This window comes from Pseudomonas sp. AM8, from assembly GCF_036346475.1.
Lineage (GTDB): Bacteria > Pseudomonadota > Gammaproteobacteria > Pseudomonadales > Pseudomonadaceae > Aquipseudomonas > Aquipseudomonas marginalis.
In genome coordinates this window covers 13,336-38,062 of record NZ_JAOTNX010000005.1, presented here as the reverse complement: position 1 = coordinate 38,062, position 24,727 = coordinate 13,336, and the positions used below count along the sequence as shown (strand labels likewise).

General features: G+C 62.3%; 20 protein-coding genes and 1 pseudogene. 14 read left to right on the top strand and 7 right to left on the bottom strand.

What is annotated here, in order from left to right; translation table 11 throughout:
- Positions 1 to 7: 7 nt before the first annotated feature.
- The 5 genes and pseudogenes from V3W40_RS13880 to V3W40_RS13860 form a co-directional block, all read right to left on the bottom strand.
- Positions 8 to 1,144 (bottom strand): hypothetical protein, encoded by a 1,137-nt coding sequence (locus V3W40_RS13880; protein WP_137212933.1) that lies wholly within the window; start codon positions 1,142 to 1,144, stop codon positions 8 to 10.
- On the bottom strand, positions 1,141 to 1,866 hold the full coding sequence (locus V3W40_RS13875; protein ID WP_027603118.1) for an SDR family oxidoreductase: 726 nt from the start codon (positions 1,864 to 1,866) through the stop codon (positions 1,141 to 1,143). The genes V3W40_RS13880 and V3W40_RS13875 overlap by 4 nt, the downstream gene beginning before the upstream one ends.
- A gap of 10 nt (positions 1,867 to 1,876) precedes the next feature.
- Positions 1,877 to 2,605: a sulfotransferase family protein gene (locus V3W40_RS13870; RefSeq protein WP_065926914.1), complete on the bottom strand. Its 729-nt coding sequence runs from the start codon at positions 2,603 to 2,605 to the stop codon at positions 1,877 to 1,879.
- A complete protein-coding gene (locus V3W40_RS13865; protein ID WP_065947056.1) occupies positions 2,602 to 3,825 on the bottom strand; it encodes a transaldolase family protein in 1,224 nt (407 codons plus the stop codon). Before V3W40_RS13865 ends, V3W40_RS13870 begins: the two co-directional genes overlap by 4 nt.
- A 123-nt stretch (positions 3,826 to 3,948) precedes the next feature.
- Positions 3,949 to 4,539, bottom strand: a pseudogene (locus V3W40_RS13860) (HAD family hydrolase); the annotation flags it as partial.
- Between the two features lie 253 nt (positions 4,540 to 4,792).
- Here V3W40_RS13860 and V3W40_RS13855 point away from each other — a divergent pair.
- From V3W40_RS13855 to V3W40_RS13845, 3 genes are all read left to right on the top strand, one after another.
- Positions 4,793 to 5,593 carry a glucose 1-dehydrogenase gene (locus V3W40_RS13855; protein WP_074845258.1) on the top strand — a complete coding sequence of 267 codons (801 nt, stop codon included), beginning with the start codon at positions 4,793 to 4,795 and terminating at the stop codon, positions 5,591 to 5,593.
- On the top strand, positions 5,586 to 7,412 hold the full coding sequence (locus tag V3W40_RS13850) for a glycoside hydrolase family 15 protein (RefSeq protein ID WP_330215165.1): 1,827 nt from the start codon (positions 5,586 to 5,588) through the stop codon (positions 7,410 to 7,412). The genes V3W40_RS13855 and V3W40_RS13850 overlap by 8 nt, the downstream gene beginning before the upstream one ends.
- Positions 7,413 to 7,487: 75 nt before the next feature.
- Positions 7,488 to 8,387: an alpha/beta fold hydrolase gene (locus V3W40_RS13845; protein ID WP_065926910.1), complete on the top strand. Its 900-nt coding sequence runs from the start codon at positions 7,488 to 7,490 to the stop codon at positions 8,385 to 8,387.
- Here V3W40_RS13845 and V3W40_RS13840 read toward each other — a convergent pair.
- Positions 8,384 to 9,352, bottom strand: coding sequence for a GlxA family transcriptional regulator (locus V3W40_RS13840; RefSeq protein WP_065926909.1), 969 nt, complete (start codon positions 9,350 to 9,352; stop codon positions 8,384 to 8,386). The genes V3W40_RS13845 and V3W40_RS13840 overlap by 4 nt on opposite strands.
- A 90-nt stretch (positions 9,353 to 9,442) precedes the next feature.
- Between V3W40_RS13840 and inhA the strand changes: the two genes are divergently transcribed.
- Positions 9,443 to 10,123 (top strand): isonitrile hydratase, encoded by a 681-nt coding sequence (gene inhA / locus V3W40_RS13835; RefSeq protein WP_137212929.1) that lies wholly within the window; start codon positions 9,443 to 9,445, stop codon positions 10,121 to 10,123.
- Between the two features lie 199 nt (positions 10,124 to 10,322).
- Here the strand turns inward: inhA and V3W40_RS13830 are convergent, their stop codons facing one another.
- Entirely contained in the window at positions 10,323 to 10,952 is a 630-nt protein-coding gene (locus V3W40_RS13830) for a LysE family translocator (protein WP_330215164.1), read from the bottom strand.
- A 160-nt stretch (positions 10,953 to 11,112) separates the two neighbouring features.
- Between V3W40_RS13830 and V3W40_RS13825 the strand changes: the two genes are divergently transcribed.
- From V3W40_RS13825 to V3W40_RS13780, 10 genes are all read left to right on the top strand, one after another.
- Complete coding sequence (locus V3W40_RS13825) at positions 11,113 to 11,628, top strand: sigma-70 family RNA polymerase sigma factor (RefSeq protein WP_092489779.1); 516 nt, start codon at positions 11,113 to 11,115, stop codon at positions 11,626 to 11,628.
- On the top strand, positions 11,615 to 12,565 hold the full coding sequence (locus tag V3W40_RS13820; RefSeq protein ID WP_330215163.1) for a FecR domain-containing protein: 951 nt from the start codon (positions 11,615 to 11,617) through the stop codon (positions 12,563 to 12,565). The genes V3W40_RS13825 and V3W40_RS13820 overlap by 14 nt, the downstream gene beginning before the upstream one ends.
- Positions 12,566 to 12,671: 106 nt before the next feature.
- A complete protein-coding gene (locus tag V3W40_RS13815; protein WP_330215162.1) occupies positions 12,672 to 15,158 on the top strand; it encodes a TonB-dependent siderophore receptor in 2,487 nt (828 codons plus the stop codon).
- Between the two features lie 429 nt (positions 15,159 to 15,587).
- On the top strand, positions 15,588 to 17,027 hold the full coding sequence (locus tag V3W40_RS13810) for an undecaprenyl-phosphate glucose phosphotransferase (RefSeq protein ID WP_065926905.1): 1,440 nt from the start codon (positions 15,588 to 15,590) through the stop codon (positions 17,025 to 17,027).
- Complete coding sequence (locus V3W40_RS13805; RefSeq protein WP_315871863.1) at positions 17,027 to 18,487, top strand: mannose-1-phosphate guanylyltransferase/mannose-6-phosphate isomerase; 1,461 nt, start codon at positions 17,027 to 17,029, stop codon at positions 18,485 to 18,487. The genes V3W40_RS13810 and V3W40_RS13805 overlap by 1 nt, the downstream gene beginning before the upstream one ends.
- A 1-nt stretch (position 18,488) precedes the next feature.
- On the top strand, positions 18,489 to 19,400 hold the full coding sequence (locus V3W40_RS13800) for a glycosyltransferase family 2 protein (protein WP_074845245.1): 912 nt from the start codon (positions 18,489 to 18,491) through the stop codon (positions 19,398 to 19,400).
- Between the two features lie 29 nt (positions 19,401 to 19,429).
- Positions 19,430 to 20,206 (top strand): polysaccharide biosynthesis/export family protein, encoded by a 777-nt coding sequence (locus tag V3W40_RS13795; RefSeq protein WP_027603103.1) that lies wholly within the window; start codon positions 19,430 to 19,432, stop codon positions 20,204 to 20,206.
- 14 nt (positions 20,207 to 20,220) lie between these two features.
- Positions 20,221 to 22,212, top strand: coding sequence for a GumC family protein (locus V3W40_RS13790; protein ID WP_065947050.1), 1,992 nt, complete (start codon positions 20,221 to 20,223; stop codon positions 22,210 to 22,212).
- A complete protein-coding gene (locus V3W40_RS13785; protein WP_330215161.1) occupies positions 22,212 to 23,402 on the top strand; it encodes a glycosyltransferase in 1,191 nt (396 codons plus the stop codon). Before V3W40_RS13790 ends, V3W40_RS13785 begins: the two co-directional genes overlap by 1 nt.
- Complete coding sequence (locus V3W40_RS13780) at positions 23,392 to 24,720, top strand: GH39 family glycosyl hydrolase (protein ID WP_315871861.1); 1,329 nt, start codon at positions 23,392 to 23,394, stop codon at positions 24,718 to 24,720. The genes V3W40_RS13785 and V3W40_RS13780 overlap by 11 nt, the downstream gene beginning before the upstream one ends.
- The last annotated feature ends 7 nt before the right edge of the window (positions 24,721 to 24,727 follow it).

Here is a 24,727-nt window from a genome sequence, read left to right as displayed (position 1 = left end):
CACACACCTACCAGGTTGAATGTTTGAAAGACAGGTATTTGCTCGACAGCTCGTGGGCAAACTCGGCGGACTGTTCGATGGACATGGTTTTCTTCGAGTACCCCAGCATCGCCTGCATCACGGCCATGCATTGCGGGTTATAGGTGACCGAGCCATCGCAATGAATCTCATCGATGCCATCCTGGCTCTGGCAGATGGTATTGATGCGCACCGCTTCGTCCTGGGGGCAGTCGGCGCTGAACTGCACCTTGATCTGCCCCTCCTGCAACCACACCGGATAGCCGCCCGGCAACCCCAGCGGGCCGGGCGCGTGCACCAGCACCGGCGTGGGCGAAAACAACCCTTCGATCACGGTGACGGCCGAGCACGCCGTGAGGAACTGCCCATCGATACCGCCCAGGCGGCGGAACTCGGATTTAACCGTGGAAAAAATCGCTTCGGCCGGCAGGTGGGCCGCGGCCGGGCGGTCGCGCACCTCATGCAACAAGCGGTAGCTGGCACGCGGGGGCAAGCCGCCGCGCGGCACGTAGTGGCTGAAATAGTGCTGGGCATACAGGCACACCTGCACATCGGCAGGCGCACACTCCAGCAGCCGCGCGATGGAAAATCGCAGCGCCGGGATCAGGTTGGCGACATTGCCCACGCCAATATCCGGCGCCAGCCCGACCCTGGCCAGGATCGGGTTGACCGCATCGGGAAAGGCCGCGTTGACCGTCCTGGCCGCGATACCGGAGGCTTTCACCGCCTGCATCAAGTGATGCATCAGCGTCAGGTGCATGGGCAGCCAGGGGCCGAACTGCGCCTGGTCGAGTTGCTCGAACGAGAGCCTGGGCAACCCGGTGATCACACGCCACGACTGCAACGACGCGCAGTTCACCACCAGGTCCGGCGCCTCTGCACGCAGCACCTGGGTGACCCGGTCGATATCGGTGAGGTCGGCGATCACCGGCTTGATCGTGATGCAGTGCCCCAACTGCGCACACGACAGGGCCACCAGGTTGCATAGCCGCACGGTCGCGTCTTCATTGCGCCCCAGCACCACGAATTCAAAGGCATTTTTCGGCCCGAGAATCTTCAGGATCTGCAGGCACAGGTTGCCTGCGCCCACCAGCAGCAGTTTCTTCTTGGAGGCTGACGGGCTCATCGTGGGTAGGCTCCGTTGTCTACCGGAATGACCTTGCCGGTGACATGCCGCATGGCATCGCTGATCACCAGCAAAATGACCTCGGCGACGCCGCCGGGCAGGATCGGTTCCTTGAGGATTTCCTGGCGCGCGTACTCGGCGCGGCGGTATTCAGGGATGGTGTCGTAGATGGCGGTGTCGTGGATCAGCGCCGGCGACACTGCGTTAACCCGCACGAACGGCGCAAAATTCCAGGCATTGGCTTTGGTCAGGCCGATCACCGCCGCCTTGGTGGCGCCGTACAAGGCATCACAGCTGCCCACTTCGCCCGCCACCGAGGCGATATTGACGATGCTGCGCGGCGCCTCGTGTTTCATCTCCCGTTCGGCGAAGTCTTTGGAGAGATAGACCAAGGCCTTGAGGTTCACAGTCAGGATTTCGTCCACTTCGGCATCGGAATAGGCGTAGATGCTTTTGCCGTGGTAAATACCGGCGTTATTGATTAATGCATGAATAGTTGCGTGGCGCTCGTACAGCGCAGGGATAAAACCCTTGATCAGCGCATTATCCGAAAAGTCCGCGACATGGGTTTCCAATACATCCGCCGTGTAAGTGCGCTGTAACGCACGCAGGCCTTCGGCATCCTTGTCGGCACCGATAACGAAATAACCTGCCTGGATAGCCTTTTCCACAGTAGCCCGGCCGATCCCATTGGCCGCACCGGTGACAATCAACTTTTTCATACAACAATCCTTATTGGCAAAATTCATTCATGCGTGCGTAGAAGGGTCGGTGGTATTCGTAAAAGGCTTTTAATTTTGGCGACTGATCGAAAGTATCCATATCGATAGCAGGTTTATCCGGCAGAGCAATGCGTTCACTGTTCTCCGCCGCCACATGCCAACTTCTCCAGGTTTTCCACTGTCGTGGACATTCACGTTTCCATGTCATGGCATGGGGCAAAAATTCAATCTGCAAGTAGTCACACAGTTTACGAATGACACGCTCCGGCTCGGCGGCGAGGTCATCGGCATTAATCACATAAGGCACTTTTCCGATGAGTTTGGTGACCACACAAAATATCTCGTACAAGGCTTTATGCCCGATGGCCTGCACGGGCATATCGGGGTGTACCCGGTGATGGGAAATAATGCTGCTGGCGGGCTCGCGAATAATAAAAACATTGTGTTGTTGCGCCAGGAAGTCCCGGTCAACTTTCAAGTCATCCAGGCAGTGGTAACACATGTCTTTGTGAAAGACATTGGTACTTTCCCGGGCCTTGAGCAGTTGCTCTTTTATACCTTGATACGTGGTGGGCAAACTGTGGTCCCATTCATCCGAAGGAATCATTGAATCTGCGGAAAATGCCATATGGGCAAACGGCTCGTGGAAAACCTCAAAATCCCCTCGTTCGATAAACACACGCTCCAACACCGTGGAACGGGAACGCGGGTGCGCCCACAACCCGACCATCTTGTTCATGCCAGCACCCCGTATTCAGCGGCCAGGATGGCGTTGAGCGAGCGTGCGAAAGGCTTCGTCACCGGGCACAGGCGCACGCAGTAGTCGGTCAGGCGCCGATGCGCACTGTTGGCTTCGTTGCAGGCGTTGATAAACGCCTCATGATTGCCAAAGTCGTAGGGCTCGATGCTGTCGATGAAATAGGCTTCGCAGAAGTACGGAATGCGGATGAGCCGGGCGAACGTCTCAGCCGGCGCCTGCTGGGGTTCACAGGCGGGTGCCACCGGTTTGCCGTGGCTTTCACGCTCGATCAGAAACTCCACCACCTCCGGCGTCAGCGTGTAGCACGTGGTGGTCAGCCCGGTCTTTTCCAGGTGCCAGCAGTGCTTGTGGCCACGTTCGTCAACGTCGACCTTGATACTGGAAAGCAGGGTCTTGACCGGCACCTTCGAGGCCGCGACCAGGGCCTGGATCTGCTGGTAAATCATCAGCTCGGCCCAGCGCATGTCCTCCGGGCCCAGCGCCAGGCCACGCTCGGCGGCCTGCAAGGCGAACTCGGGCTGGCAGGAAAAACGCCCGATCATAAAGGTGATCACATACTTGCAACAGCCGGTGTCGACGCCATTGCGGCGGGCGCAGGCGATGCCCCGCTCTATTGCCTGGATACCGGCATGGAATTGCGAAACGGTGAAGCAGAACGTGATATTGACCGAAACGCCTTGGGCCACCAGGTGTTCGATCGTCGCGAAACCCTCCAGGCTGCCCGGCACTTTGACCATCACATTCGCGGCCAGGCGATGCAGCTCCAGGCCTCGTGCGGTCATGCGTTCGCTGCACCTCACATCCGACGGGTCGACTTGGGCGCATATCCAGCCGTCGGCCTGGGCCGATTGCACCCACAGCGGCTTGAGCGTCGAAGCGCCCTCTGCAATCACTTCGTTGTAGAGTTGCTTGCGCAATTCGCCGGGAGACAAGCTGGCCAGATTAAAACGCGACGACCAGTACTCTTTCTTGTCGAGGATCGTCGCCGTCACCAGCCGGGGGTTGGTGGTCACACTGCTGAAGCCCCAGGGCTGGGAGAGATCCTGCGGCATCAACTGTTCGATATGGGCGGCGGCTGCCGGGTACTTGTCCAACAAATGCTGTTTATACGGTGCGTACACCACGGGCGACGAATCCCACCACACTTCCGAACAGGGATCATTACGTTTAAGTCGCTCTATATAACCCAGTGTGCCCACAACACTTGCTCCTTGAGTAACGTGATCAATGAGGGTCGGTAACTCACGCATATCGGCAAAAGGTAACGCGCCGGCTTCGGCCAATATTCGATGTCGAGACAACGGACCAAAACCCAGGACTTTTATAGTGGCTGCCACGGCGGCTTGAATCCCTGTGACACTGTCTTCAATCACCAGCGCATCACAGGGTTCGACGTTGTAAGTTTCACACGCCGTTAAAAACACCAGCGGATCAGGCTTCCAACGCCCCAATTCATAACAACTGAATATTCGCCTTTCGAAATAAGGCAACAACCCCACAAGGCGTAAACACTGTTCGATCTTATTGCGCGGCGCACTCGAGGCTACGCAATAGGGAATTCCCAGCACTTCCAATACGTCAAGTACCCCATCAGTCGCTTTCACATTAAGCGTCAATGCTTCCAGCGCTCGAACTCGGAAGTCCTCTTCAAACTGAGGAGTCAAACAAATACCCATTAACTGTTCTGCTTCGCGCAGACAATCGGCAATCCTTCTTCCACGAAAGTGCTCAATGAAATACGCACTATCCAGTGTCTTGCCGTCCTGTACGTGTGCATTAAGCATGCCGATCAATACAGACAGGGTGATCTCTTCGCTTTGGACGAGTACACCGTCGCAATCGAAAATAACTAACTTAGGCAACGTCGTAGCTCCCTGCTCTGGTAGTTCCCCTATAGCTGCCGATGAACACATAGGCATCTCTTATAGGTGACTCCGCATGACTTCCGAACTACCAGCGGAGCGGGTTGAGGTGTGCTTATAAGACACGGGGCAAAAAACCCTGTCAAACGCTTTTTAGCGGTTTTTTAGTATCTTATGGTTATTTTTTATTCTTCTGTTATTCCATTTTCCACCATGGTTGTAGTCGCTAATTTCACACGGCTGAACTTCCGTTATGCGCCGTCAGTCAGCTACTTGAACTCACGAATTCAAGGTCGGGTGGGCAATGCATATCTCGTTGGAGCAACAAGTGGCGCTGGTAACGGGCGCCAGTTCCGGTATCGGCGCCGGTGCGGCCAGGGCCCTGGCGCAAGCCGGCGCTGCGGTGGTGCTCAATTACAACAGCCAGGCCGCGCCCGCCGAGGCGTTGGCAGAGCAGATCAACGCCGAGGGCGGCCGGGCGATTGCCATCGGCGCCGACGTGTCGAAAGAAGCCGATGTGGAACGCCTGTTCGCAAAGACCCTCGAGGCGTTCGGCCATCTGGACATCCTGGTGGCCAACTCCGGCATGCAGAAGGACGCCGCCGTGGTCGACATGACCCTCGACGACTGGAACGCCGTGATCGGCGTCAACCTCACCGGCCAGTTCCTCTGTGCCCGGGCGGCGGTACGCCTCTTCAAGCGCCAGGGCATCCGTGAAGGCGTATCCCGCGCCGCCGGCAAAATCATCCACATGAGCTCGGTGCACCAGTTGATCCCCTGGGCCGGGCATGTGAATTACGCGGCGTCCAAGGGCGGCGTTGAGATGCTGATGCGCACCCTCGCCCAGGAGGTCAGTGAACAGCGCATCCGTATCAACGGCATTGCGCCGGGGGCGATTCGTACGGCGATCAACCGTGCCGCCACCGAAGGCGCGGCGGAACAGGAGCTGCTCAAGTTGATCCCCTATGGCCGGGTCGGCGATGTGGAGGACGTCGCCAACGCCGTGGTATGGCTGGCCAGTGACGCCTCGGATTACGTGGTCGGCAGCACCCTCTTCATTGATGGCGGCATGAGCCTTTACCCGGAGTTTCGTGACAATGGTTGATTTGAAAAACGAACCACAAAGCGCCATCGATGCCCACGGCATCATCGGCGATATGCGCAGCGCGGCGCTGGTGAACGATAAAGGCAGCATCGATTTCTTCTGCTGGCCGGAGTTCGACAGCCCGTCGATCTTCTGCTCACTGCTGGACACCCCCGATGCCGGCACGTTCCAACTCACCCCGGACCTGCCCAACGCCCGCCGCGAACAGATCTACCTGCCCGACACCAATGTGCTGCAAACCCGTTGGCTCAGCGATGAAGCCGTGGTGGAAATCACCGACCTGCTGGTCATCAGCGAAGAAATCGACGACTTGCCCCTGCTGATTCGCCGCGTACGCGTGGTCAGCGGCACGGCCACCCTCCATCTGCGCTGCGCCGTGCGCCATGACTACGCGCGCGCCACCACCGAGGCGAGCCTGGATAACGCCAGCATCTGTTTCAACGCCGATGGCCAGCCGGGCATGCGCCTGTGCGGCAGCCATCCGTTGCAGATCGAAGATAACGCCGCCGTGGCCCGCTTCACTCTGGATCAGGAAGAAGGCGCCGAGTTCGTACTCGGCGGCCAGGACGATGAGCGTGTGGCGAGTGTCTGCACCGACCTGGCCCTGGCCCACACCTTGAAGTTCTGGCGCGGCTGGATCGCGCAGTCGAACTACCGCGGGCGCTGGCGCGAAATGGTCAACCGCTCGGCCCTGGCCCTCAAGCTGCTGACCTCGCGCAAACACGGCGCAATCATCGCCGCGGCCACCTTCGGCTTGCCGGAAACGCCTGCGGGCGAACGCAACTGGGACTACCGCTACACCTGGATCCGCGACGCCTCGTTTACCGTCTACGCCTTTATGCGCCTGGGCTTTGTCGACGAGGCCAACGCCTATATGCGCTGGCTCAAGGGCCGGGTCAGCGACTGCTGTGGCCAGCCGACCAAGATCAATATCCTGTACGGCATCGACGGCCGCCAGGAGCTGCCCGAAACCACGCTGGAGCACCTCAGCGGCCACGGCGGCGCCAAGCCGGTGCGCATCGGCAATGGCGCGGTCGACCAGGTCCAGCTGGATATCTATGGCGAGTTGATGGACGCGGTGTACCTGGTCAACAAGTACGGCGAAGCCATCTCCCACGAGGGCTGGAAACACACGGTGGAAGTCGCTGACCAGGTGTGTGAAATCTGGAACCGCAAAGACGTGGGCATCTGGGAAATGCGCGGCGAGCAGCATCACTTCCTGCATTCGCGGCTGATGTGCTGGGTGGCCCTGGACCGTGCGATCCGCCTGGCCTCCAAGCGCTCGTTGCCGGCGCCGTTTGCACGTTGGGACCAGACCCGCCAGGCGATCTATGCCGATATCTGGAGCAACTTCTGGAACGAAGAACACGGGCATTTTGTGCAGCACATCGGCAGCACCGCCCTGGACGGTTCGATGCTGCTGATGCCGCTGGTGCGTTTTGTCGCCGCCACCGACCCGCGCTGGCTGAGCACGTTGCAGGCGATCCAGAAAAGCCTGGTGCGCGACGGCATGGTCTACCGCTACCGCAACGACGACAACGCGATCGACGGCTTGCAAGGCACCGAAGGCGCATTCGCCGCCTGCTCGTTCTGGTACGTCGAATGCCTGGCCCGCGCCGGGCAAGTGGAGAAGGCCCACCTGGAATTCGAACAACTGCTGCGCTACGCCAACCCGCTGGGCCTGTATGCCGAAGAGTTCGACAGCCAGGCCCGCCACCTGGGCAATACGCCCCAGGCGTTGAGCCATCTGGCGTTGATCAGCGCGGCGACGTTCCTGGACCGCAAGCTCAGTGGCGAGAAGACGACCTGGCAGCCCTGAGGCGCCCTGCCTTTACAGGCAGGGCATCCCGTCATGTCTTTCGACTAGAGTTTCAACACCTGACAGGAGTCCACCATGACCATCACCGCCCCACTCCTCTACGTGCGCACCTCCATGCTCGATGTGGCGTATGAAACCCACGGTCCCATTGACGGCGAGCCTGTGATCCTGCTGCATGGTTTCCCTTATGACCCTCGCGGCTATGACGAGATTGCGCCGGTGCTGGCCGAACGCGGCTACCGGGTGCTGGTGCCGTACCTGCGCGGTTATGGCCCTACGCGGTTTATCAACGCGCAGGTGATGCGCTCCGGCCAACAGGCGGCGCTGGGCAAGGATCTGCTGGATTTCATGGATGCGCTGTCGATCCCGCGCGCCACCCTGGCCGGGTATGACTGGGGCGGGCGTGCCGCGTGTATCGTCGCGGCCCTGTGGCCGGAACGGGTACGCGGGCTGGTAACGGGCGATGGCTATAACATCCAGGACATTGCCAGGTCGCGCCAGCCACGGGCGCCGGTGACGGAACATCGGTTGTGGTACCAGTTCTACTTTCACACCCAGCGCGGTGTGGACGGGCTGACGGCCAATCGCCGCGAACTCTGTGAGTTGCTGTGGTCGCTATGGTCGCCGTCCTGGGCCGACGGGCCAGGGCTGTATGGGCAGACGGCGCCGTCATTCGATAACCCGGACTTTGTCGAGGTGGTGATTCATTCCTATCGCCATCGTTTCATGTATGCGCCTGGCGATCCGGCGCTGGAAGCCATCGAGCAGGCCCTGGCGCGGCAACCGGCGATTGCGGTGCCGAGTATTTCGCTGTGCGGCGCCGATGACGGCGTGGGCCCGCCGTCGCAAGAGGATGACGACGTGGAGCATTTCAGCGCTTTTTACCGGCGGGAGGTGTTGCCCGGTGTGGGCCACAATATTCCCCAGGAAGCACCGCGGGCCACCCTCGACGCCCTGTTTGAATTGCTCGCCTAGGCCACCGGCGAGAACCGCTCGCGGTAGGCCTGGGGCGTCACCGACAAGGCCCGCATAAAGCTGCGGCGCAAGGTTTCTTCGCAGCCGAAACCACACTGCACGGCGATGCGCTTGATCGACGCCGTGCTGTCGGCCAGTTGCCGACGGGCGCTTTCGACGCGGATCAGTTCGACGGCGCGCGCGGGCGTCTGGCCGGTTTCAGCGCGGTAGTGGCGCACGAAGCTGCGCTCGCTCATGCCGGCCTGGGCGGCCAGGGTCGGGATACTCAGGTCGAGGGTCAGATGCTCGGCTATCCAGGCATGCAGCTCGGTGAAACGGCTGCCGCCCTTTTGCAGGGACAGGGTCACGCTGAATTGCGACTGGCCGCCGGGGCGCTTCAGGAACACCACCAGGTGCCGCGCCACTTCCAGGGCCACGGCGCGGCCCAGGTCTTCTTCCACCAGAGCCAGGCACAGGTCGATACCGGCGGTGACACCGGCGGAGGTCCACACCGCGCCCTGCTGGATAAAGATCGGGTTGGGCTCCACGGTCAACGCCGGAAACTTGCGCGCCAGTTCTTCGCAACGGGTCCAGTGGGTGGCGACGCGACAACCATCGAGCAAGCCACTGGCCGCCAGCAAAAACGCACCGGTACACACCGACGCCATGCGCCGAGTGTGCCGGGCTTTTTCGCGCACCCAATCCACCAGCGCAGGCTTTTCAGCGGCGCCGTACACGCCCCAGCCACCCGCGATCACCAGGGTGTCGCAGGGCTGGTCGACCGCAGGCAACGGCTCGGCCACCAGCGCCAGGCCGGCGGAGGTCATCACCGGTCCGGCCTGGTCGGCGATCACCGTGACCGCATAAGGCAACGGCACGCCACGCTGGCGCGCCAGGTCATTGGCCGATGCAAACACCTGCAGCGGCCCGGTGACGTCGAGCACCTGGGCATTCTCGAAAGCGAGTACGTGAACAATTCTGGGCATGGTTGGCGTGATTCGTGGGTTCAATGGCGTATTCGCCAAAGCCTAGGCCGCTAGAGTGAGGTCGTCTACCCCTTTCTCGGAGCTTCATTCATGACCTTGCAGATCGGCTTTCTGTTGTTCCCCGGCATTCAGCAACTGGACCTGACCGGCCCCTACGACGTATTGGGTTCGCTGCCGGACGTGAAACTGCACCTGATATGGAAGGACCTGGCGCCGGTCACCTCCAGCACGGGCCTGGTGTTCACGCCGACCATGACCTATGCCGACTGCCCGACGCTGGATGTGATCTGCGTGCCCGGTGGTTCCGGCGTGGGCCCATTGATGGAAGACCCGCAGACCCTGGACTTCCTCAAGGCCCAGGCGCAGACCGCGCGCTACGTGACCTCGGTGTGCACCGGCTCGCTGGTGCTCGGCGCGGCGGGGTTGCTGCGCGGGCGCAAGGCGACGACGCACTGGGCCTACCACGACATGCTCGCCCCCCTCGGCGCCATCCCGGTACAGGAGCGCGTGGTGCGTGACGGCAACCTGTTCACCGGGGGTGGCATTACCGCCGGTATCGACTTTGCCCTGGTGCTGGCGGCGGAGTTGTACAGCGAAGCGGCGGCGCAACTGGTGCAGTTGCAGATCGAATACGCGCCAGCACCGCCGTTCGATTCGGGTCGCCCTGACACAGCGCCTGCGCATGTGCGGGAAGAAGCCAACAAACGCACCGCCGAATCGCGCAGGGCGCGCGGTGAAATCGTCGCGCGCGCAGCAGCACGGCTGGGCTGAGCCGGTACCTGTGGTGAGCGAGCTTGCTCGCGCTGGGCTGCGCAGCAGCCCCTCCAAAGCTTGGGGCCGCTTCGCGCCCCAGCGCGAGCAAGCTCGCTCACCACAACAAGCTCGCTCACCATAAGAAGCTCGTTCACCACAACAAGCTCGTTTGGCCACAGACCGCTTGCTCGCCGCACAATCCCTTCACCTCATGGGGTCAGGCTGGGCGCGACATCACCGCCAGGCGCACCGCCAGCACGCTCAGCACCGTCGCCAGGCCCCATTTCTGTAGCCACGCGCCTTTTGGGCGCCTGGCGAAGAAGCGGCTCAGCACCCCGCCGAATATGCCCAGCAGCAGGTGAAACACCCCAGCGATCAAAGTCAGCACGCCCCCCAACAGCATCAACTGCACGGCGATGGAGCCGGCCTGCGGCCGTACGAACTGCGGCAAAAACACCACAAAAAACAGCAACGCCTTGGGGTTGAGCAGGCTGTTGAGCATCGCCTGTAGAAACACCCGGCCAAGGGGCACACGGTGCAGGTGGGCAGTATCTGGCCCAGGTTTTTTCTGCAGCGTCTTGAACACCAGCCACAGCAGGTAGACCACACCCGCACAGCGGATCACGTCAAAGGATGGCGGCCAACTGGCGACCAACGCCGTTACCCCGCTGGCGGTCAATGCGCTCAGCAGTATGTCGGCGACACCGATGCCCAGGGCCGAGGCCACTCCCCCGCGCCAGCCGTGGGTGACGCCATGGCTGATCACAAAGGCCATGTTCGGCCCCGGGGATAACAGCAACAACAGCACAGCACCTGAAAAAACTGCCAGGGTCGCAAAGTCGATCATGCTCAAGCCGTCCACCGGGAAAAGCCTGCAGATTAGTGCGTGGGCCTGGGGCGAACAAAAAATTGTGCTGGATACATTGTTCATCGGCAATTGCGAATGGCCACGACCAGCGCCTAGAATGCGAAACATTATCAATTAAGACTGCTGCGCCAGGATGCCCATGTCGAGCGATCACCCACTGGACCATGCCGCCATCGGCCAGCTTTACCACACCCATCACTCCTGGCTGCGCGGCTGGTTGAGCCGACGCACCGGTTGCCGTGAACGTGCCGCCGACCTGGCGCAGGAAACCTTTGTGCGCCTGCTCAACGCACGTAAGCAGCAGGCCGTGCTGCAGCCGCGCGCGTACCTGAGCAGCATCGCCCGCAGCTTGATGATCGACCAATACCGGCGCCGTGAACTGGAGCGCGCCTACCTCGAAAGCCTTGCGCATTTTCCCCATGCCGACGTGCCGTCGGAAGAAACCCGCCTGCTGATTCTCGACAGCCTCGAACGCATCGACCGCCTGCTCGACCAGCTCAAGCCGCGGGTGCGTGAAGCGTTCCTGCTGGCGCAACTGGACGGCCTGACCTGTGCGCAGATCGCCCTGCGCCTCGGGGTGTCCAAGGCTACGGTGGAGCGTGACCTGTCCAAGGCGCTGCACGCCTGCTATCGGTTGCGCTATGCCGACCTCTGACCCGCGCCTGGTCGACCAGGCCATCCAGTGGATGATCAAGCTGCGCTTCAACGTCGCCGACGACGCCAGCACCGCTGCGTTCGAGCGCTGGCTGCACACCAGCGCCGAACACCAGCAGGTCTGGCAACGGGTGGCGACGATGAATGATGAGTTCAGCCACCTGCCCGCGCAGGTCGGCCGCCACGCCCTGCACGGGGCGCGTCGACGTATCAGCCGTCGCGAAGGGTTGAAGCTGCTCGGCCTGGTGGCCGGTGCGGCCGGCCTGACCTGGTTTGGCCGCGACTACACCCCGCTGCCCGCCTTGATGGCCGACTACCGCACTGCCACCGGCGAACGGCGTTGGGTGGCGTTGAACGACGGCAGCCGCATCCAACTGAACAGCGCCAGCGCATTCGACGCGGTATTGACTCAGGAGCGGCGCCTGGTGCAGTTGCGCCAGGGTGAAATACTGGTCAATACCGGTGCCGACACGCGGCCCTTCTGGGTACAGACCCGTGACGGTTACCTGCGCGCCCTCGGCACGCGCTTCCTGGTGCGCGAAGACGCCCAAGGCACCATGCTCGCCGTGCAGCAGGGCACGGTGGCGGTGTTTGCCGACAACCACGCCGCCGGCGCGCGCCAAGTGATCAACCCCGGCGAACAGGTGCTGTTCGACCGCAGTGGCATTCGTTCTCTCGCCGCCAATGGCCTGGACCCTTGGGCCTGGAGCGAAGGCGTGATCAGCGCCCGGGACATGCGCCTGGATGCTTTCCTCGCCGAACTGGGCCGCTACCGCAACGGCCTGCTGCGCTGCAGCGAAGCGGTGGCCGGGTTGCGGGTGTCGGGCACTTATCAGTTGGACGACACCGATCAAGTGCTGGGCCTGGTAGCGCACTCACTCAAGCTCGATGTCACTTACCGCAGCCGCTACTGGGTGACCGTCACCGCCCGCGTTTAACATTCTCGAAAATAAATGAGGTGAATTCTCATTGCCGCTCGACCTGTAAGGAAAGGCCGATCAACAGGCCGGTTCTGTTCACTTCCTTCAGGAGCATCCCGCGGTCATGCAAGCGTTCCCCTCCCCACGTTCCCCCCTCAAGCACGCGGTGCACGCCGCCTTGCTCGGCGCCTGCCTGAGCTGCGCAGCCGCGCCGCCGTTCGCATGGGCCGAAACGCCGGCCAGCGACACCCAGGCCCGCGACTGGAACATTGCAGCCGGTTCCCTGGCCACGGCACTGGACCAGTTCGCCCGTCAGGCCGGCATCAGCCTGTCGTACGACGCCACCAGCGTCGCCGGCAAGACCAGCCCGGGCCTGAGTGGTCGCCTGGACCGCGAGCAGGCGCTCGACCGGTTGCTGCGTGGCCAGGGCCTGCAAGCCCAGCGCCAGGGCAACAGTACCTGGCTGCTGTTGCCGCAAGTGGCCGACAGCGGCGCGCTGAACCTGGGCGCCACCACAGTCACTGGTGAGCGGTTGGGCGCCACCACCGATGGCACCGGGGCCTACACCACGGGCGCGGTGACGATCGGCAAGGGCGAACACAGCCTGCGGGAAACGCCGCAATCGGTGAGTGTGATGACCCGCCAATTGATGGATGACCAGAACCTCACCACCATCGATGACGTGATGGAACGCACGCCCGGGATCACCACCTACGAATCGCCCATGGGCGGCAAATATTTTTATTCCCGTGGTTTCAAGATGCTCGGCCAGTACCAGTACGATGGCGTGCCCCTGGACATGGGCAAGGACTACGTGCAGGCCGACAGCTTCAGCGCGAACATGGCGATCTACGACCGCGTGGAAGTGCTCAAGGGCGCGGCCGGCATGCTCAAGGGCGCCGGCACCGCCAGCGGCGCGGTGAACTTCGTGCGCAAGCGGCCCCAGGCCAAGCCCACCACCAGCCTGTCGCTGTCCGCCGGCACCTGGGACAACTACCGCGCCGACGTCGACACCGGCGGCCCGCTGAATGACAGCGGTACGGTGCGCGGCCGCGCGGCGATCAGCCAACAGAATCGCGGTTCCTACATGGACATTTCCAAGCGCCAGGACCAGGCGTTCTATGGCGCCCTGGATGTCGATCTCAGCGCCGACACCACCCTGGGCTTCGGCGCCAGCCATGAAGACGTCGACGCCACACCGTGCTGGGGCGGCCTGCCGCGCTACGCCGACGGCAAAAGCGCCCACCTCAGCCGCTCCACCTGCCTGGGCCAATCCTGGAACGACTGGCAAAGCCGGCGCACCACCTTCTTCGCCGACCTCACCCATCACTTCAACGATGACTGGAAACTCAAGGTTGCGGCCGTGCACAGCCGCAACCTGCAAGACACCAAATACGCCGCCAGCGAAGGCACCATTGCCTACGGCAACCCGACGCCTACGGCCAACTCCTATGCGGCGCTGATGGACTACGACCACAAGGACTTCGGCCTCGATGCCTATGTGGACGGCAAGTTCGAAGCCTTCGGGCTGGAACACGAACTGATCCTCGGTGCCAATGGCAGCCGTGGTACCCAGGACGATGTGTACGCGATCCAGAACCTGCCCAGGCGCCAGGGCATCTACCAACCCGACCACCATTTCCCGGAGCCGGCCAACAGCACTTTCTGGCCGAACATGTATCGCGGCGGCACGGTGAAGGAAACCGCGACCCAGTACGGCGCCTACACCACCTTGCGCCTGCGCCTGGCCGAGCCGTTGATGTTTATCGTAGGCAGCCGCGTGAGCTGGTACGAGAACCGTCGCCAGTCCAACAACCTGGCCTGGGGCGAGTGGGCCTTGCAGGATGCCCGCACCCGGGAAACCGGTGAAGTGACGCCGTTTGCCGCACTGATCTACGACCTCAATGAGCACCTGTCGGTGTACGCCAGCTACGCGGATATCTTCCAGCCGCAAAGTTCCTATGCCACGCTCGATGGCGCCGCGCTCAAGCCGAAGATCGGTGACAACTACGAGCTGGGTATCAAGGGCGAATGGTTCGACGGGCGCCTGAACAGCTCCCTGGCGCTGTTCCGCGCCGTCGAGAAAAACGCGGCCGAATCCGATTACATCGCCCAGTGCCCGACCTCCGCCGACGGCTATTGCTACACCGACAGCGGCAAGGTGCGCGCCCAGGGCGTGGAGGCGGAAATCAGCGGTGAAGTCCTCGAGCGCCTGCAGGTATCCGGCGGCTACACCTACACCCAGACCAAGTCCCTGAAGAACATCGATACCGCCCTGGAAGGCGGCACGTCCAACACCTACGTACCTCGACACATGCTGCGCATGTGGGGCGACTACCAGCTCGACGGCGCCCTGTCGAAATGGAGCGTGGGCACCGGCGTCAACGCCCAGAGCAGCAATTACCGCGTGCAGACCATCAAGCTCGAACAGGCCGGTTACGCAACCTGGAGTGCCCGTGTGGCGTACCGTATCGACGACACTTGGACCGTCGCACTCAACGGCAACAATCTGTTCGATAAAAGTTACTACAACACGGTGGGTACAGCCTCCTGGGGTAACTTTTATGGCGAGCCGCGAAATTTTACGGTGAGTTTGAAAGGCAACTTCTGATCTGGCGAAAGTCCCGCAGGCAGGGCACTTCGTGCGCCCTGCCACCCCCTCTTTGTCCCCCCTTCCTACCGCCTTGAAAAAAGGTTTTTCCTTTATGCAGGAAAAATCCTGCATTTGTTTCTACACTCAAAAACACACCCAATCACCGCGTACCCGGACAAGGAATGTCAATAAAATGCCGAACAAAACACTGATAAACCTGTCTGCCCTGCCACCTCCGCACCATCGTCAATTCATTGACAAGTTGATTAAGGGAACACTCCTGTAGTCACTACCCCCGCAAATTCCCTTCAAATGGATAGCTGCATTTGAATTGATAGTTGCGTATTACCCAGAGTAGCCGTAGTTGGAAGTGCCCTCTAAAGCAGTTCGCTGCTTTATTGAACAAACATCCAAACAATAGCTCTGGCGTGCAATGAGGGATGTTTTATGCGAGAGAAGTCGTCCGTCGACAGCCTGTTTTTAACGCGCGCCGGCTTTGTTGAGTTCTTTGTTGTTTTCGTCAAGTTCATACATGGCCTGAGTGCCATTTTGCCCCCGCTGATCCTGGTGATGTTCATCGACCCGATGGACCCTGAACTGCGCGGGCACTTCCTCGGTCTGCTGGTATTTTTCGCGGTCCTGACGATCATTCTGTTCCAGGCCCTGGGCATCTATTCCGAAGAACTGTTCAGCAACCGGCTGCGCCTGAAAACCAAGGTCAAGGCCTGGTCGGCGGCGTTTTGCATCCTGTTGTTCATGTACCAGATCCTGCAGTTTTTCCCGCAATTGACCCCGCGCAACCTGGTGGCCTGGTACTTCGCCAGCCTCGGGTTGTTCTGCCTTGAGCGCCTGCTGATGCTGCGCCTGTACCGCAGCCTGATGCGCAAGGGCAAATACCTGCAACGTACGGTGATCCTGGGCTTTACCGACACCGCCATGCACGTCGCCGACCACCTGCAACGCAACGGTGATATCCGCTCCGGCCTGATCGGCTTTATCGACGATCGCACCGAGCGGATCCCCAAGGAATTGAGCAACCTGCCCCTGCTGGGCAACACCCGTGAGCTGGAAAAACTCATCCGCGCCGAGCAGGTCAACCAAGTGATGATCTGCCTGCCCTGGGCCGCCGAGCAGCGCATCCATGGGTTGGTCAACCGCCTGCGGCAGATGTCGGTGAACGTGATGCTGGTGCCCGACATGGCCGCGCTGCGCTACGGCCATAGCCGCATCACCGACGTGGGCGGGATCCTGATGTTCAACACCTCGCAATTGCCGTTGCGTGGCTGGTCGCCGGTGATCAAGCGCCTGGAGGATGTGCTGCTGGCCAGCCTGGCCCTGGTGGCGCTGTCCCCTGTGATGGTGGCGACGGCGATTGCGATCAAGCTCGACTCCAAAGGGCCGATCCTGTTTCGCCAGAACCGCTTTGGCTACAACGACAACGAAATCCGCGTGTTCAAGTTCCGCTCGATGTACACCGACCAGAGCGACTTCACCGCCGAACGCCAGACCACCCGCGCAGACCCGCGCATTACCCGGGTGGGGCGCATCATCCGCAAGACCAGCATCGACGAGCTGCCGCAGTTGTTCAACGTGCTGCTGGGCAACATGTCCATGGTCGGCCCGCGCCCCCATGCCACGGCGACCAAGGCCGCCGGCATACCCTTCGAAGTGGCGGTGAGCGAGTACAGCTCGCGCCACCGCGTGAAACCGGGGATCACCGGCTGGGCGCAGATCAACGGTTACCGGGGTGAGACCGACACCCTGTTCAAGATCCAGAAACGTGTCGAGTACGACCTGGAGTACATCTCCAAGTGGTCGGTGTGGTTTGACCTGTACATCGTTTTCATGACGGTCCCGGCCGTCCTTTCCACCAAGGAAGTCTATTGATGAAGACCCTCAACGGATTAATTCCCTGCATCGTTTCCGGTGGTTCGGGCACTCGACTGTGGCCGGTGTCGCGGCAGAACATGCCCAAGCCCTTCATGCGCATGCGCGATGGTCAGAGCCTGCTGCAAAAAACCTTCCTGCGCGCGGCCAAACTGCCCGGCGTGGAAAGCGTGCTCACGGTGACCAACCGCGACCTGTTGTTTCGTACCCTCGATGACTACCGCGGAGTGAACAACGCCCGCCTGCCCCTGGACCTACTGCTGGAACCGTTCGGGCGCAACACGGCGGCGGCCATCGCCGTGGCGGCCCTGCATGTGCAGGAGCATTTCGGCGGCGACGCACAGTTGCTCGTGATGCCCGCCGACCACCTGATCCTCAATGAAGTGGCGTTCGCCGAGGCCGTGACCCAGGCCCGCGACCTGGCCGAAGCCGGCTACCTGGTGACGTTCGGCATCCAGCCCGACCACCCGGAAACCGGTTTTGGCTATATCGAGCAAGGCGAGGCGCTGAGCCAGGGCTACCGGGTCAAACGCTTCGTCGAGAAACCCGACCTGGCCACCGCCCAGGCCTATCTGGACGGCGGCAAGCACCTGTGGAACGCCGGCATGTTCTGCTTCAAGGCCAGCACCCTGGTGGATGAGCTCGCCACCCATGCACCTGACGTGCTGGAGGCCGCACGCGCCGCGCTGGAGCACAGCCAGAGTCTGCAGAACACAACCTCGCGCCAACGTGAACTGGATGCGGATGCGTTCGGCAGTGCGCCGGATATTTCCATCGACGTGGCCTTGATGGAAAAGTCCCGGCAAGTGGCCGTGGTGCCCTGTGACATTGGCTGGAGCGACATCGGGTCCTGGGAAGCGCTGCGCCAGCTCACCCCCAGCGATGCCCATGGCAACCAGGTCAATGGCGAAGCGATTTTGCATGACGTGCACAACTGCTACATCGACTCGCCCAAGCGCGTGTTGGGCGCCGTTGGGGTGCACGACCTGATCATCGTCGACACCCCCGACGCGCTGCTGATCGCCGACGCCCACCGCAGCCAGGATGTGCGCTACATCGTCGCCGAGCTCAAGCGCCAGAATCATCCGGCGTACAGCCTGCACCGCACGGTGACCCGGCCGTGGGGCACCTACACCGTGCTGGAGGAAAGCAGTCGCTTCAAGATCAAGCGCATCGTGGTCAAGCCCCTGGCCTCGCTGTCGTTGCAGATGCACCACCACCGCAGCGAACACTGGGTGGTGGTCAGCGGCGCGGCACAGATCACCAATGGCGACCGCGAATTCCTGATCAACGCCAACGAGTCCACCTACATTCCCGCCGGGCACAAACACCGGCTGACCAACCCCGGCATCATCGACCTGGTGATGATCGAAGTGCAGAGCGGCGAGTACCTGGGCGAAGACGACATCGTGCGCTTCGACGACATCTACGGCCGCGCGCCTGCCGAGGCGAAAAAATGACATGCGCACTTCATTGATCATCCCCACCCGTAACGCCTCCAACCACCTGGCACGCCTGCTGCCCGCGCTGAAGATGCAAACCCTGCAACCTGACGAGATGCTGGTGGTGGACAGCGCCTCCAGCGATGACACCGTGGCGCGCTTTCGAGCGTTCGGCGCGCGGGTCGAGGTGATCGACGCCCGTGACTTCAACCACGGCGGCACCCGCCGCTGGGCCAGCGAACAGGTGGGTGGCGACGCACTGATCGTGATGACCCAGGACGCCATCCCCGCCACCCCCGAGACCTTTGCCAACCTGCTCGATGAATTGCAGCAGGACCCGCTCAACGGCGTCGCCTACGGGCGGCAATTGCCCCATCCCGATGCGGGCGTGCTGGGCGCGCAATCGCGGCACTTCAACTACCCGGAACACAGCCGCAGCAAAAGCCTGGCCGATGCACCGGAGCTTGGGATCAAGACCTGCTTCAGCTCCGACTCGTTTTCGGTATACCGGCGCAGTGTGTTGCAGGCCGTCGGTGGCTTCCCTGCCGACGTGATCGGCAGCGAAGACGCCTTTGTGGCCGCACGCATGCTGCTCGACGGCTACAAGGTGCGCTACGCCGCCACCGCGCTGGTGCATCACTCCCACGATTACAAACTCATGGACGAGTTTCACCGCTACTTCGACATTGGCGTGTTCTACGGCCGCGAGCCGTGGATCAAGCAGGCCTTTGGCGACGCGGGTGGCGAGGGCAAACGCTATGTGCTGGCCGAACTCGCGGCGCTGCGCAAAGCCGGCGCCTTGCACCGCGTGCCCGAGGTGCTGGTGCGCAGCGTGTTCAAACTGCTCGGTTACCGCCTGGGCCATCTTGAACGCCGCCTGCCGCTCGCCCTCAAGCGGCGCATCAGCATGTTTCCCGGTTATTGGAGGTGAGCAGCATGACCCACAGGAAGTCCCCCTTGATGAAGCGAAGCGTGCTCGCCCTGGCCATGCTGGCCCTGGCCGCCTGCAACACCCCGGCGCGTATCGAGCCACCGGACAGCAAGACCGTCGAGGACGGCAAGCGCGCCCTCGACCAACTGGCCCAGCTGCCACCGGCGGTGGAACGCATCCGTATCGGCGACCAGTTGCGCATCGTCCGCGATGCCGGCGAGATGCCGACGCTGTCGGCGTTCAACGTCAGCACCATCTACGAGCTGACGCTGTACACGGTGCAGACCGACGGCAAGATCAACTACCCGTTCCTGGGGCCGATCCAGGTTGCCGGGCGCCAGCCATCGGAGCTGGCCACCCAGTTGACCCACGAGCTCGCGGCGACCTACCGCGAACCCCGGGTGACGGTGAACATCAACCAGGCGCCGAGCAACTCGGTGATCGTCGGCGGTGCGGTGAATAACCCCACGGCGGTGCAGATCGCCACGGCCAACACCCTGGAGCAGGCGATTGTCGGCGCCGGCGGGGTCAGCCCGGCGGGCAACGCGAGCATGGTTGCGCTGCTGCGCGAAGATGCCCAGGGCGCCTATCGTGCTTACTTCCTGGACTTCAGCCAGCTCCTCAAGACCGGTGCAAACGGGCGCAAGCCGGTGCGCCTGCAACGCGGCGACGTGGTGTTCGTGCCCAAGTCCAACGTCGGCGAGCGCATCCAGGGCGTGGACACCTACATGAACCAACTGATCCCGTTCACCAAGTCCATCGGGGTCGGCTACAACTACACGCGAACCAGCGGCGGCAGTAATTAAAGGAGCGACATCCCATGATCGAGATCCGTTCTTTTCGTGATCTGCTACGCCTGTTCTTCATCTTCCGCCACGAGTTCAAACTGGCCGCCATTGCGGCGCTGGTGATCATTCTGCTGGGGGCTTTCCTGCTGCCGGCCAAGTACGAATCCACGGCGCGCCTGCTGGTCAAGCCGGGGCGTGATTCGACCTTGCCCATCGAGATCAGCAACCGCCAGGCGCTGGTGATGCCCAGCACCCAGCGCGACCCGATTGTCGACGAGGAGCGGCTGCTCACCGGGCGCCCGATTGTGCGGGCGGTGGCCGAGCACTACCTGGAAGTGATCAGTAACGCACCGCCACCGGAAGGCTTCTGGAAGCGCACCAAGTACTACGTCAAGAGTGGTATAGGCGCGGTGTTCGATGGCATCCGCGTGGTACTGGAAACTGTCGGCGTGGTGGAAAAAACCACACCGGTGGAGCGCCTGGCGGCGGGCCTGGAAAAGAACTTCGAGGTGAGCCACGCGGCCGGCTCCACGGTGATGGACATCACCTTTACCTGGGGCGACCCGGAGATAGCCCAGGCGGTGGTCAAGGATTGGGTCGAGACCTATGTCAACGAACGCACCCAGGCCCTGGGGCGCAAGAGCCTGTACGTCTTCTATGAAGGCCAGGTCGCCACCAGCGCCACCGAGATCCAGAGCTACAAGCAACAGATCCTCACGCACCTGAACCAGATCGGCGCGGCGAGCATCACCGATCGCCTGGAAGACTTGTCCGAGCGCATCAACGTACTGCGGGGCGAAACGTTCAACACCACGCGCCTGATCGCCTCCTCCGACAGCGCCATCCAGAGCACCCGCACCCAGCTCAAGAGCCAGCCCAAGGAAGTCACCACGGTGCGCCAGATCGCACTGAACCCCCAGCAGCAGGACCTGCGCCGCCTGCTGAACCAGAAGCTGCTGGAAAAGGCCGACATGATGCGCACCTACACGGACAACGCGCCGCCGGTCAAAGCCCTGGATGCATCGATCCGCGCAATGCAGGCCCATGTCGCGAGTGAAAGCAACACCGTGCAAAGCTCGGAAAACCGCGCGCCCAATACCCTGGAAATCCACTTGCAGCGAGTACTGCTGGATGAGTCGAGCAACAACCTCGCGCTGCGTACCCAACTGACACAACAACAGAAACAACTGGCCAACCTCGAAGCCCAGCGCAAGCAAGCCCTGGAGATCGAACCGGAACTGACACGCCTCGCCCGGGAGCTGGGCGCCGCCGAACGCAACTACGCGTTGTATGTGGACAACCTGGAAAAATCACGCATTGACCGCGAACTGGATAACAGCCAGATCAGCAACATCGCGGTGATCGAAGAGGCCACCCTGAACCCCGGCCGTATCTTCCCCAAAACCCTGGTGATGCTGGTGCTGGCGGTCCCATTCGCCCTCGTCGTCGGCCTGCTGGTGATCTACCTGTGCTACCTGCTCGACCAGCGCATCCACGATGGCGGCCTGGCGGAACGCAAGTTCGGCCTCCCGCTGTGGACCACCTTGCCCGAGCTGGACACCAGCACCGCCCAAAGCACCAACGCATTCAATGCGAGCATCTACCGGCTGTACGGGTTGCTGCAGTTGGAGCGCATCGCCGAGCAGGGCCTGACTCTTGGCCTGACCTCGGCACGGCACGGCGAAGGGGTGACCTTTGTGGTGGAACAACTGCGTCAGTTGCTGCAGGAAAACAGTATCAACGTGCGTGTGGGCGGCGCCGAACCGGCGGCGCCAGGTGAAGTGGTGCTGCTGGACGCCTCGGCGCTGCTGGATAACCGCGATGCGTTTATCAACCTGCGTCGGGCAGACCTGATCGGGCTGGTGGTGGAAGCGCAGAAGAGCACGGTGCCGGTGGTGGAGCACGCGCTGTCGATCCTCAACACCGCGTTCGGCAAGGTCGACGGCATCATCATCAACCGGCGCAAATTCGAAGTGCCGGCCAAGGTGCTGAAAACCATCGCCAAGTACCGGGGGGCGTTCTGATGCGCGTCGCCCTGCTCGCCCCGTTGCCACCGGAGAAAAATGGCATCGCCGACTACGCGAACCATTTCCGCACGGCACTGGAACAACTGGAGGTGACGGTGCTGACGCCGTTGGCCGGGGTGGCGGGCAACAGCGAGGCAATCAAACAGGCCATCGGTGGGTTCGACTGGCACAGCGTGGACCTGGTCCACGCCGAGCTGGGCGGTGGACGGCTGGGGGAGTTCCTGGCCCTGCGCGAATTGCGCAAGGCCTACCCGGCACTGCCCTTGACCGCCACGGTGCATGATCCGGAACGCATCGTCTGGCGGCGTGAGCGCTTGCCATTCCCGTTGAACCTGCTGGAGCGCTTGCCCAGCCCGATGCCACAGGCGGCAGTGGTGCTGGCGGATCCACTGACCTTGCGTGAAGAGCGCCAGGTCGCCGCCGGGTTGACCCGTTTGATCACCCTCACCCGCCTGGGCGCCGAGTGCCTGGGCCAACGCATGCAACTGCCGACGGGGAAAGTCGCGGTGATCAACCATGCAAACCTGGCGATTCCATCGGCGCCGTTGCCGCCCCTGGATACGCTGCGCCTGCTGTACTTCGGGTTTATATACCGGGGTAAAGGCATCGAAGACCTGTTAGAGGCCCTGGCCGGCGTGTTCAAGCAGGCCCCCGAATTGCGTGAGCGTGTGCGCCTGACCCTGGCCGGTGGCACCGCCGCCGAAATGGCGTTTGGCGCAGGCGGCAACTACCTGGAGCAGTTGAACCGCCAGATCGCTGAACTCGGCCTGGCGGATGCCATCGACTGGCGGCTGAACCTGCCGGCTGAAGAGATTGCCCAGACCATCCAGGCCCACCATGTGATGGTGCTGCCCTATCGCGAATCGAAAAAACTCGGCCTGCTCGGGCGCCAGCGCGGGACCAGTGGCGCGCTGTCCTGGGCTGCCGCCTGCGGGCGTGGGGCGATCACGTCTGACGCTCGCGCGTTTGCCGAGGAAGTCGCCAGCGGCAATGGCGCTATCTACCCCGAAGGCGATGTGGATGCCCTCAGCGAGCAACTGCTGCGCCTGGCACGCACGCCGCTGCTGGCCCGGGACTGGGCCGAACGCGCCGGCGAAATCGGCCGCGAACGCTTGTGGCCGTTGACCGCGCAGAAGTTCAAGGCGCTGTTTGAGCAAGCCATCGAGGGCAGCCGCCATGGCGCGTAAACGCACGTACGTCGCCACCCTGGTCGTGGTCGCCGCCTTGGGCCTGACCGCGTTTTTGTGGGGGCGCCAGGCCGATGCCGAGAGCCATGTGCTCAAGGGCAACAAAACCGTGGTGTGGAAGGATTTCCTCGGGGTGAACGCGCAGTTCCTGTGGTTCGCCCCTGAGCGCTATCAGAAGCAGATAGACCGTCTCAAGGCGCTGGGCCTGGAGTGGGTACGCCTGGATTTGCATTGGGACCAGCTGGAGCCGGTCCCAGGGCAATACCAGGTTGCGACGTTGGATCAGTTGGTAGGCAAACTGCAGGACAACCAGCTCAAGTCGGTGTTCTACCTGGTGGGGTCGGCGCCGTTCGCCACCACTGCGCCGGTGGGTGCGCCGTATCAGGACCAGTACCCGCCGAAAGACCCGAACGTGTTCGCCAACCGCATGGCGCTGTTGGCACAGCGCTACCCCAGTGTCGACGCCTGGCAGGTGTGGAACGAACCGAACCTGCTGGGCTTCTGGCGCCCGGCAGCCGACCCGGCCGGCTACGCCGCACTGCTGACCACCACCGCCGCCGCGTTGCGCGCAATGAGCCCGAGCAAACCGGTGGTGGCCGCCGGCATGGCATTCTTCAGCGAAATGCCCAACGGCCAGAGCATGTTCGATGCCCTCGGCGCCCTGGGCGTGGCCAGCCTCAATACCGTCGTCTCGTACCACCCTTATACCCAATTGCCCGAAGGCAACGACCCGGCCAACCTGGACTTTATCGCCAGGACCACCGCGCTCAACCAGGCCCTGCGCAACGGCGGCGTGCAGACCCTGTGGAGCACCGAGTGGGGCTGGTCGACCTACACAGGTCCCAAAGACGCCCAGGACATCATCACCCCACAGGCCCAGGCCGATTACGTGGTGCGCCGCCTGGCGCTGATGAGTGCGCTGGATTACGACCGGATCTTCCTGTTTACCCTCAGTGATCTGGACCAGCGCGCCAGTGTGCGTGATCAGTCTTACGGTTTGCTCGACATCGACGCCAACCCCAAGCCGGTCTACACCGCGCTGAAAAATTTCCTCGACGTCAGCGGTCCGACGCTCACCCCCGGCGACCCGCCCAGCGCCGATCAGTTGCCCGACGGCCTGTTCAGCATCGGCTGGACCCGCGCCGACGGGCGCAAGCTATGGTTCTTCTGGGCGGCCGGGGGCGGCAACGCACACCTGCCCAACCTGGCCAGCGCCACCCTGTATGACCCGCTGCGCGGTACGCAAACCCCGGTAAGCGGCACCCACGGGCTGACCGTCATGGTCAAGCCGAACCTGCAAATTCTGTTATGGGAGTGAGGCCCGC